General features: G+C 64.1%; 11 protein-coding genes and 1 pseudogene. 4 read left to right on the plus strand and 8 right to left on the minus strand.

Annotated elements, in window-relative coordinates:
• The first annotated feature begins 34 nt into the window (after positions 1-34).
• Entirely contained in the window at positions 35-499 is a 465-nt protein-coding gene (gene ptsN / locus FJ426_RS22145; RefSeq protein WP_135898701.1) for a PTS IIA-like nitrogen regulatory protein PtsN, read from the plus strand.
• 69 nt (positions 500-568) lie between these two features.
• Here ptsN and FJ426_RS22150 read toward each other — a convergent pair whose 3' ends face one another.
• Positions 569-826: a DUF1150 family protein gene (locus FJ426_RS22150; protein WP_140558405.1), complete on the minus strand. Its 258-nt coding sequence runs from the start codon at positions 824-826 to the stop codon at positions 569-571.
• Positions 827-902: 76 nt separating this feature from the next.
• On the minus strand, positions 903-1,328 hold the full coding sequence (locus FJ426_RS22155; RefSeq protein WP_013893014.1) for an Hsp20 family protein: 426 nt from the start codon (positions 1,326-1,328) through the stop codon (positions 903-905).
• Between the two features lie 301 nt (positions 1,329-1,629).
• Between FJ426_RS22155 and FJ426_RS22160 the strand changes: the two genes are divergently transcribed.
• A complete protein-coding gene (locus tag FJ426_RS22160; protein WP_140558406.1) occupies positions 1,630-2,571 on the plus strand; it encodes a nucleoside hydrolase in 942 nt (313 codons plus the stop codon).
• 173 nt (positions 2,572-2,744) lie between these two features.
• Here FJ426_RS22160 and FJ426_RS22165 read toward each other — a convergent pair whose 3' ends face one another.
• The 4 genes and pseudogenes from FJ426_RS22165 to FJ426_RS22180 all read right to left on the minus strand — a co-directional run bounded on the left by FJ426_RS22165 (position 2,745) and on the right by FJ426_RS22180 (position 6,858).
• On the minus strand, positions 2,745-3,359 hold the full coding sequence (locus FJ426_RS22165; protein ID WP_140522507.1) for a LysE family translocator: 615 nt from the start codon (positions 3,357-3,359) through the stop codon (positions 2,745-2,747).
• 110 nt (positions 3,360-3,469) lie between these two features.
• Positions 3,470-4,902: pseudogene (locus FJ426_RS22170) on the minus strand (amidase).
• 10 nt (positions 4,903-4,912) lie between these two features.
• Complete coding sequence (locus FJ426_RS22175) at positions 4,913-5,818, minus strand: ribokinase (protein ID WP_140558410.1); 906 nt, start codon at positions 5,816-5,818, stop codon at positions 4,913-4,915.
• Positions 5,819-5,979: 161 nt separating this feature from the next.
• A complete protein-coding gene (locus tag FJ426_RS22180; protein ID WP_140500187.1) occupies positions 5,980-6,858 on the minus strand; it encodes a bifunctional helix-turn-helix domain-containing protein/methylated-DNA--[protein]-cysteine S-methyltransferase in 879 nt (292 codons plus the stop codon).
• A gap of 114 nt (positions 6,859-6,972) precedes the next feature.
• On the opposite strand from FJ426_RS22180, the gene FJ426_RS22185 reads away from it, so the two are divergent.
• Entirely contained in the window at positions 6,973-7,788 is an 816-nt protein-coding gene (locus FJ426_RS22185; RefSeq protein ID WP_140558411.1) for a class I SAM-dependent methyltransferase, read from the plus strand.
• Positions 7,789-7,833: 45 nt separating this feature from the next.
• Here the strand turns inward: FJ426_RS22185 and FJ426_RS22190 are convergent, their stop codons facing one another.
• On the minus strand, positions 7,834-8,328 hold the full coding sequence (locus tag FJ426_RS22190) for a DUF2244 domain-containing protein (RefSeq protein ID WP_140500184.1): 495 nt from the start codon (positions 8,326-8,328) through the stop codon (positions 7,834-7,836).
• Between the two features lie 22 nt (positions 8,329-8,350).
• Here FJ426_RS22190 and nth point away from each other — a divergent pair, with 22 nt between their 5' ends.
• Complete coding sequence (gene nth, locus FJ426_RS22195; protein WP_140560249.1) at positions 8,351-9,154, plus strand: endonuclease III; 804 nt, start codon at positions 8,351-8,353, stop codon at positions 9,152-9,154.
• A gap of 1 nt (position 9,155) precedes the next feature.
• Here the strand turns inward: nth and FJ426_RS22200 are convergent.
• A partial coding sequence (locus FJ426_RS22200; protein WP_181171842.1) for a tripartite tricarboxylate transporter permease occupies positions 9,156-10,111 on the minus strand: 956 nt, incomplete at its 5' end.

Consider the following 10,111-nt stretch of genomic DNA (forward strand, 5'->3'; position numbering starts at 1 on the left):
CTGGTGACGGCAGGCGAACAAGGGATTTTCAAGTATGGATCTGAGCGATCTCATCAACGTTCCGGCGATATTGCCGGCGTTGAAGGCGAACTCCAAGAAGCAGCTTCTGCAATTGCTGTCGGAGAGGGCGGCCGCGATTTCCGGCATTCCGGAGCGGGAGGTGTTCGACACCATCCTGCAGCGCGAGCGGCTCGGCTCGACCGGGGTCGGCAACGGCATCGCCATTCCGCACGGCAAGCTGGCCGGCGTGAAGCGCATCGCCGGCGTGTTCGCCCGCCTGGAGACGCCGGTCGATTTCGAGGCGCTCGACGACCAGCCGGTCGACCTGGTGTTCCTGCTGCTGGCCCCTGAAGGGGCCGGCGCCGATCATCTGAAGGCGCTGTCGCGCATCGCGCGGGTGCTGCGCGACGCCGATACGGTGGCCAAGATCAGGGGAACGCGCGACGCCGTGGCAATCCACGCGCTTCTGTCGGACACCCAGGCCTCGCACGCGGCCTGACGTTTTCTGGATAAACGATGGTCGAGGGCCGCCACGGGCGGCCCCGTTCGTTTTCAGCGGAAAATCGCCTTAATGAATGGCGACCGTGGTCAGGTCGTTTTCCATGGCGCCGGCCAGCGCGCGATCGCGCGCATCCGAAAGCAGGATCGGCTGGCCGTTGGCGGCAAACAGCGCCCACAATTCCATGCCGGGCGCGATTTCGCCAATGCCCGGGAAACGGCCGAGCAGTTCCTCGCTCGTTACCTTGCGCAGATAAGCGACCGAGCCCTCGCCGAGATGGGCGAATTCACCGCTGGTCATGGTGGGATTTTGGTCAATTCTGGTCATTTCAAGCCTCCTTGGCGCGAGACGCCGCCCTGGTCCTGGGCAGTAGGCCATCCCGCATGAGAGCCATCGGCAAAGATCAGTCTTTCACCGATATGTTTATTTTCCGTACCAGCCGCTCGGACTCGGGCCGATCGAGATCGATCGACAAAAGGCCGTTCTTCAACTCCGCCGCGATCACCCGCATGCCGTCGGCCAGCACGAAGCAGCGCTGGAATTGGCGTGCGGCGATGCCGCGGTGAAGAAATTCGCGCTCGGTATCGTCGGTCTGACGACCGCGCACGACCAACTGGTTTTCCTCCGTGGTGACATCGAGATCGCTTTCGGCGAAACCGGCGACAGCGAGCGTGATGCGCAGCCTTTCGGCCTTGCCGTCGGCGCCGCTGAGCCGCTCGATGTTGTAAGGAGGATAGCTGTCACCGGATTTCGCCAGGCGCTCCAGCGTCTTTTCCATGGCGTCGAAACCCAGGAGAAGCGGACTGGAGAAAGGCGTCATTCGGCTCATGTTACATTGTCCTCTCAAGAGCGACATAAACTGGAAAAACCCAGATGGCATTTTTCCCGATGGTCTTGATATGGTCCGCCCCACGACCAAGTTCAAGCCATCAAAACACCCGCCCAAAAAGACCACGTCGTGGACTCACAAGAATGATCGACATGGCGCTTGAAACGGCAGTGAGATGCAAGGAGAAGCGCTGCGCCGGGATTCGTCCCCCGGGCGGAGCGGTTCGGCAGCTCAAGGCCGGTTCGATGCGTTTCGCATGCTCGCTCGGACGCATGGGCTCATGGCCAAACAAGGAATTGAAATGCCCCAAACACGCAAGATCATCATCGACACGGATCCTGGCCAGGACGATGCCGTCGCCATATTGCTGGCGCTTGGCAGCCCCGAGCTGGAGATCGTCGGCATATCAGCCGTAGCCGGCAACGTGCCGCTGAACCTTACCGAAAAGAACGCCCGCAAGATCTGCGAACTGGCCGGCCGACCCGACATAAAGGTCTATGCCGGCGCCGTCCGTCCCCTGGCGCGTGAACTGGTTACGGCCGAGGCGGTGCATGGCCAAACCGGCCTCAACGGGCCGCAATTGCCCGAACCGACGATGAAGCTGCAGGATAAGTACGCCGTCGATTTCATCGTCGAGACGCTGATGAAGGAAGAGAGCGGCAGCATCACGCTGTGCGCTCTCGGGCCGCTCACCAATATCGCGCTGGCGCTGATCCGCGAGCCGAGGATCGCGCCGCGCACCAAGGAAATTATCCTGATGGGCGGTGGCTTCTTCGAAGGCGGCAATGTCACGCCGGCGGCCGAATTCAACATTTATGTCGATCCGCACGCGGCCGAGGTGGTGTTGAAATCCGGCATTCCGATCGTGCTGATGCCGCTCGACGTCACCCACAAGGCGCTGACCACCGCCAAGCGCACCCAGGCCTTTCGCAAGCTCGGCACCAAGGTCGGTACCGCAACGGCCGAGATGCTGGAGTTTTTCGAGCGTTTCGACGAGGAGAAATACGGCACCGATGGCGGGCCGCTGCATGACCCCTGCGTCATCGCCTACCTGTTGAAACCGGAGCTGTTCAAAGGCCGTAACTGCAATGTCAGCGTGGAAACCAGCTCGGAACTGACCATGGGCATGACCGTGATCGACTGGTGGGGCGTCACCAAGCGGGAAAAGAACGCCAAGGTGATGGGCGACATCGACCATGACGGCTTCTTCGCGCTGTTGCTGGAACGGCTGGGGCGGCTTTAAATCCGCCTCCTTACCCTCTCCCCTCGCGGGAAAAGGCGGCCTCGCGAAGCGAGGTCGGATGAGGGGTGTTCCGGGGAACGCCGACGCCTCACTCCGTCACGCACCCCTCAACCATCTCGGCGCTGCGCGCCGATCCACCTTCCCCCACAAGGGGGAAGGAAAGGCGGCGGTGCTCACTTCGACCGTGAAAACGCCAGCCACAGGCCGCCGCCGATCATGAAGCTGCCGCTGATCCTGGACAGGAGCTTGACGCGGCGGGCGGACAGGATGCGACCGGCGCGGCCGGCGGCCAGCGCATAAGTCGAATCCGACATGGCGGCGAAGATCATGGCGGTGAGGCCCATGACGGCGATCTGCAGCGAATAATTGCCTTGCGGCGCGATGAATTGCGGAAAGAAGGCGCCGAAGAAGATCAGCGTCTTCGGGTTGCTGAGCGCCACCAGCAGGCCCTGCACGAAAAAGCCGCCGCGCGGCTTCCGCGCCGTTCCGTCGGCGTTCAGCTTGCCCTTGGACCGGAACATCTGCACGCCCATCCAGATCAGGTAGGCGGCACCGATCAGCCGCACCCATTCGAACCAGTGCCCCATGCCCGATATCAGCGTGTTGAGGCCGATGCCGACGATGGCGATCATGACCGCCAGGCCGGCCTGCGTGCCGGCGACATTGGCCAGGCCGGCGCGGGAGCCATGACGGATGCTGTTGGCGATGATCAGCGTGACCGTCGGCCCTGGCACCAGGATGATGACGACGCACGCAAGGACATAGGCGGCATAGAGTTCCAGCGACATGATTTTTCCCTCGGGCAGAATGCCGCCTGTGCGGCGCCACAATCAATGCATGGCGGCGATGCCGGTGCAAGCCGGCACATGGAGCCGCGCGATACGCAGATGCACCGGATTCAGGCGCCGGACGGCCACGGCAGTGTCGTCTCATAGGCCGCCGCCGCCTTCAGCACAGCCATGTCGCCACGCGGCCGGCCGATCAGTTGCATGCCCATCGGCCGGCCTCTGGCCTCGAAGCCGACCGGCACGCTGACGGCCGGGCAGCCGCCCATGGTGGCGGGCGCCGAAACCTGCATCCAGCGGTGATAGCTGTCCATCGGCCGGCCGGCGATCTCGCGCGGCCAATGGGTGCCGACGTCGAACGGAAAGACTTGCGCGGTCGGCAATGCAATCAGGTCGAAGCGGTCGAACAGCGACAGCAGCGTCCGGTACCAGGACGTCCGGACGACCGAGGCGGCGCGAATCCGAGGCGCCGTCAGGAGTTGCGCGTTCTCCACCTCCCAGACGGCTTCGGGCTTCAACAGGGCGCGCCTGGCAGGATCGTCATAATGCACTTTCAGCGCGCAGCCGCTGCTTGCCTGGCGCAACGTCACGAAGGCCTGCCACAAGGCCTCGAAATCAAAATCCGGCACCAGTGCCTCGGCCTTGAACGAGGCCTCCCCGAAGCGGTCGAGCGCGGCCTGGCAGAGCTCGAGGATGCCGGGCTCCATGGGCAAATGCCCGCCCAGATCGCCGAGCCAGGCGACACGGCCGCCTTTGGCGGGCATATGCAGGCCTTCGAGGAAGGAGCCTTGTTTCTCATAGGACAAGGGTGCGCGCGGATGATGGCCCGCCTGCACGTCGAGCAGCAGCGCCATGTCGCCGACATTGCGACCCATCGGCCCATCGACGCCCATCTGGGCATGAAAGACCTCGACGTCCGGGCCGCCGGGGACGAGCCCCTGCGATGGCCGGAAACCATAGACATTGTTCCAGGCGGCTGGATTGCGCAACGAGCCGCCGAAGTCGCTGCCGTCGGCGACGGGCACCATGTCCAGCGCCAGCGCCACCGCGGCGCCGAGCCGCCGGCGCTCAAATCTGGATCAAAGGCGTTCAGCGTCGGGCCGAACACGGGATTGTAGGTGTTGGAGCCGAGGCCGAATTCGGGAACGTTGGTCTTGCCGATGATGATGGCGCCGGCCTTGCGCATGCGCTCGACGAAGAAATCGTCCTCCTGCGGCACGAAATCGGCGAAGATCGGCGAGCCGAAGGAGGTGCGCAGGCCGCGGGTCATTGCGAGATCCTTGACCGCGATCGGCAGGCCGAAGAGCGCACCGGCCCGGTCCGGACGGGCATCGGCTGCGTCGGCCTCGCGCAGGATATCGCTACGATCGCGCAAGGAAACGATGGCGTTGACGAGCGGGTTGACGGCTTCGACGCGGTCGAGGAATGCCGTCACGACCTCACGTACCGAAAGTTTCCTTTGCCGGATCGCGTCGGCCAGCTCGACGGCGGACAGGCGGCAGATGTCGCCGGTCGGTGGCGCGGCATGCTTTGTCTGGGGGCGCATTCTGGTCGTCTCAGCGGGATTTCAGGAGTGCCTGGTCGACATCGGCGGCCAACGGGATGGCCGGCTGGGCGCCCGGCTTCAGGCATGCCAGCGAGCCGGCCGCGCCGGCCCGGGCGAGCGCCTGTTCGAGGGGCAGGCCCGACGACAGGCCGGCGGCGAAATAGCCGCAAAAGGTGTCGCCTGCACCAACCGTGTCGACCGGGGTGATCTTCAATGCGGGCACCGTCAGGGAATCGGTCGGCGTCGCCGCCATCACGCCGTCGCCGCCGAGCGTGACGACGATGGCGCGGCCGGTTTTCCCGGCAAAGTCGCGCATCCGTGCCGCGCGGTCGCGCCCGCTCAGCGACAGCACCTCGCCATAGAGGTCGAACTCAGTCTCGTTGGCGACGACATAGTCGGCCTTGCCGAGCAAGCCGGCCGCGTCGCGATGGAAGGGTGCGGTGTTGAGCACGGTGACGGCACCGGCCGCGCTTGCCTGATCGAGCGCGGCTTCGACGGTCGCAAGCGGGATCTCGTGTTGCAGGAGCATGACATCGCCTTTTCCGGGGAAGGCCTTGGACAGGTCGCCGGGCAGCACCGAGGCGTTGGCACCCGGCACCACGGCGATAATGTTCTCGCCATCGTCGCCGACCATGATCAGCGCGGTGCCCGTCGAGGCAAAAGTTTCGCCCACGCCAGACAGATCCACCTTGGCCTGGCGCAGCAGCGCCAGGGCCTCGCCGGCGAAACTATCCTTGCCGACGGCTCCCACCATGCGCACCTTGGCGCCGGCGCGCGCGGCGGCCAACGCCTGGTTGGCGCCCTTGCCACCGGGCGCGGTGGCGAAACCGGAGCCGCTCACCGTCTCGCCAGGGCTCGGCAAGCGGTCGACATTGGCAATAAGGTCGAGATTGATCGAGCCGACGACGATGATCAAGGAATGCCTCCTCATGAATGAGCGGGAAGCTATCCTGTAAGATCGTTGCTTTCCAGTGCATGCCGATATGGCAAGCGCTGCGGTGCCGCGTCATGCGAGTCAGCGGGGCGTCGTCGTTTTCCACGTGACAATGCCGGCGGAAGTTGCCGGCGTTCCCGATTTCAAGAGGTGACCTGTCCAGCCTCCCAGCCCAGAATGGCGCGCTTGCGGGTCAGGCCCCAGTGGTAGCCGGTGAGGTCGCCGGATTTGCCGATGGCGCGGTGGCAAGGCACCACGAAGGAGAGCGGGTTGGCGCCGTTGGCGGCGCCGACGGCGCGGCTGGCGCTCGGCGCGCCGATGCTGGCGGCAATCGAGGAATAGGTGCGAGCCTTGCCCATCGGAATCTGGAGCAAGGCCTCCCAGACGCGAACCTGGAAGTCGGTGCCGATCATCACGACATGCAGCGGCTGGTCCGGGCGCCACAGCGTCGGGTCGAAGATGCGTGCGGCGTAGGGACCGGTCGCGGCCATGTCCTCGACATAGACGGCATTCGGCCAGCGGCTGGACATATCGGCGAAAGCGGCGCGTTCCTCGCCCGGATCGCTAAAGGCGAGGCCGGCAAGCCCGCGGTCGGTGGCCATGATCAGGGCGGTGCCGAATGGCGAGCTATGATAGCCATAGCGGATGGTGAGCCCGGCGCCGCGCGTCTTGTAGTCGCCCGGCGACATCGCCTCATGGGTGACGAACAGGTCGTGCAGCCGGCCGGGGCCGGACATGCCGAGCTCGAACGATGTTTCAAGCAGCGGCATGCCGGAATCGAGCAGCCTGCGGGCATGGTCCAGCGTCACCGCCTGCAGGAAAGCCTTGGGCGAAAGGCCGGCCCAGCGTGTGAACAGCTTCTGCAGGCCGGTCGGCGTCTCGCCGACCTCCTCTGCAAGCTCCTCGAGGGAAGGCTGGTCGCGATAGTCGAGGCTGATCTTCTCGATGGCGCGGCGCACGATTTCGTAGTCGCTGCCTTCGGGCGTGATGTCCTTCTTGAGGACTGCTGTCTGTGTACTCATGGGACTTCTCCTTGAGCCGGAATATCAGCCCTTGGGGCGCCGATCACCACCCGAAACTTGCCTTCTTGCGGCGCATACCCAGATAAACTCTGGTTTTCGAGCCCAGGAGTCGCCATGGCGGGTGAAAAGGTAAATCTCGCCGGCGCGAAAGAAACCTTGCTGATGACGCTCTACGGCAAGGCGCTGGAAAGCCGGATGCCCCATTCGCTGCTTGGGGATCGTTTCGCCGACGAGGCGGTGCGTAAGATCGACTATGATTTCTCAAGACTCAAGGTCGACAGCAATCTCGGCATCGGCCTGGCGATCAGGGCAAAGACGCTGGACGTCCGCGTCGAGGAGTTTTTGGCCAGAAATCCTGATGCCATCGTGCTGCATCTGGGGTGCGGGCTCGACACGCGCATCTTCCGGGTCGATCCGCCGCCAGGCGTGGACTGGTTCGATGTCGACTATCCGGAAGTCATTGAACTCAGGCGCAAGCTTTACCCGCCGCGCGACCGCTATCGCCTCATCGCTTCGTCGGTAACAGAGCCGGACTGGCTGGCTGAAGTGCCCCGCAACCGACCGGCCATCGTGGTGGCGGAGGGGCTGACGCCCTATCTCCCGGCCGAGGAAGGGTTCCGCCTGTTCTCGCGCCTGGTCATACATCTTGCCGGCGGCGACCTGATTTTCGACGCTTACAGCGGTTTCGGCCTGAAGCTGCTGCGCCTCAATCCGGCGATCAGGGCGACAGGCGCCGAGGTCCACTGGGCGATCGAGGATCCGCGCGAACTGGAACTGGCTGTCCCGAAGCTGCGATTCATCGAAGACATTCCGGCCTATGGACCTGAACACGCCGCCCGCATGGGCTGGCCCGCGCAGCTGTTCGTTCGGCTTTGGAAATACATTCCCGCACTGCGCAAGATCGGCAGGCTTTTGCGCTATCGCTTCTGAAACGTCGTACCCTTGTTCGACGCGGTCCGGACGCAAGCTGTTCGGCTAGCGCGCCTTGGCGGTGGCGAGCGCACGTGAAAAGGCGGTGGCGAAGCTTTCGCGGGAATCGGGGTCGAGAAAGCCGCCGATCGCCACGTTTTGTCCCTGCGCCTCGACCGCCATCCGGGTGATGCCGATTTCGGCGTGACGGGCGACCGAAAAGCGCGCCCAGAACGGGTTGAAGCGGTGCGCTTCCGATTTTCCCGACGGCGCGGTCTTGCGGATATCGAGACTGGTGCGCGAGATCGACACCTCCTCGCGGGCGCGGGCGGCACGGTAGTTCATGCGGAAGGCAATGTAGACGGCGACAACGTCCAGACCGAAGAAGCCGAAAACCGGCCAGGCGCCGCGCGACAGGAAAAAAGCCCCGGTCACCAGCCAGCCGAACAGCAGCGCGACCATCAGCACGGCGAAGCCGGTCTTGCCCAGCGACCGGTGCGGGGTCAGCAAGGCGCTGAAGAAGGGTTCGTCCGCCTGGAACGAGGCATTTGTGTCGTTCATATCTGGATATTATAGGAAGGAAATGGCAAGCCCCAAGTCCAAAGTACCCGCACAATCCGAAAAGAAGCCACCGCCTGGACGGCGCGACGGCTCGAACGCCAAGCCGAGCCCCAGGCCGGCCCGATCCAGAACGCTCTACAGTCCGGCGGAGGTGCACGAGATTTTCCGGCGCTTTGCCGTCCAGCGGCCGGAGCCGAAGGGCGAGCTCGAACATGTAAACCCCTTCACCCTGCTGGTGGCCGTCGTGCTGTCGGCGCAGGCGACCGACGCCGGCGTCAACAAGGCGACACGGGCGCTGTTCAAGATCGCCGATACGCCGCGCAAAATGCTGGATCTGGGTGAGGCCAGGGTCGGCGACTATATCAGGACCATCGGTCTGTGGCGCAACAAGGCCAAGAACGTCATCGCGTTGTCGCAGGCATTGATTCGCGATCATGGTGGCGAGGTGCCGGACAGCCGGGACGAACTGGTCAAATTGCCGGGGGTCGGGCGCAAGACCGCCAATGTCGTGCTCAACATGGCCTTCGGCCAGCACACGATGGCCGTCGACACGCACATCTTCCGCATCGGCAACCGCATAGGACTGGCGCCCGGCAAGACGCCCGACCAGGTCGAGCAGGGGCTGTTGAAGATCATTCCCGACGAATATATGCGCCACGCGCATCACTGGCTGATCCTGCATGGCCGCTACGTCTGCAAGGCGCGCAAGCCGGATTGCCCGGCCTGCGTCATCGCCGACCTCTGCAAGGCGCAGGAAAAGACGACCAGCGTGCCGGCGCCGCTGGTCGAGATCGCTCCGCTCGAGGAAGCGAGCGGAATTCAATAAGTTAACTCTCCTCCACAAACACCTCTTCGCGCTTCTTCTTGACCGCGGGCAGGAAGACGATGACGAGCACGGCGAGCGCGATGAGGAGCAGGCCGGCGCTGATCGGTCTCGTCACGAAGGCGCTGGGATCGCCACGCGACAGAATCATGGCCCGGCGGAGATTTTCCTCAAGCAGGGGGCCAAGCACGAAGCCGAGCAGCAGGGGCGCGGGTTCGCAGCGCAGTTTGGTCAGGAGATAGCCGAGGAAGCCGAAAAAGGCGACGGCGTAGAGGTCGTAGACATTGGTGTTGACGCTGTAAACGCCGATCGAGCAGAACGCCATGATGATCGGGAAAAGCACGTAATAGGGGATCGTAAGCAGCTTCACCCAGAGCCCGATCAGCGGCAAGTTCAGGACGATCAGCATCAGGTTGCCGATCCACATGGAGGCGATGATGCCCCAGAAAAGCGCCGGCTGTTCGGTCGCGACATTCGGGCCGGGCACGATGCCCTGGATGATCATCGCGCCGATCATCAGCGCCATGACCGGATTGGCTGGAATGCCGAGCGTCAGCATGGGGATGAAGGAGGTCTGCGCGCCGGCATTGTTGGCCGATTCCGGCCCGGCGACACCTGCGATCGCGCCCTTGCCGAATTCTTCGGGGTTTTTCGATACGCGCTTTTCGACCGTGTAGGAGGCAAAGGCCGCGAGGATCGCGCCGCCTCCCGGCAGGATGCCGAGCGCTGAACCGATGATCGTTCCGCGCACGATGGGCGCCGCCATGCGCCTGAAGTCGTCGCGGGTGGGCATGAGGCCGGAAACCTTTCGGATCATCACCGAGCGCTCATGCTCGTTTTCGAGGTTGCGAAGGATCTCGGCGATGCCGAAGACGCCGACCGCCACGGCGACGAAATTCAGCCCGTCGGCATATTCGGGGATACCGAGCGTGAAGCGCGGCGTGCCGGTGTAGATATCGG

Origin of the sequence: Mesorhizobium sp. B2-6-4 (assembly GCF_006441495.1) — a bacterium.
In the GTDB taxonomy this organism is placed as follows: Bacteria; Pseudomonadota; Alphaproteobacteria; order Rhizobiales; family Rhizobiaceae; genus Mesorhizobium.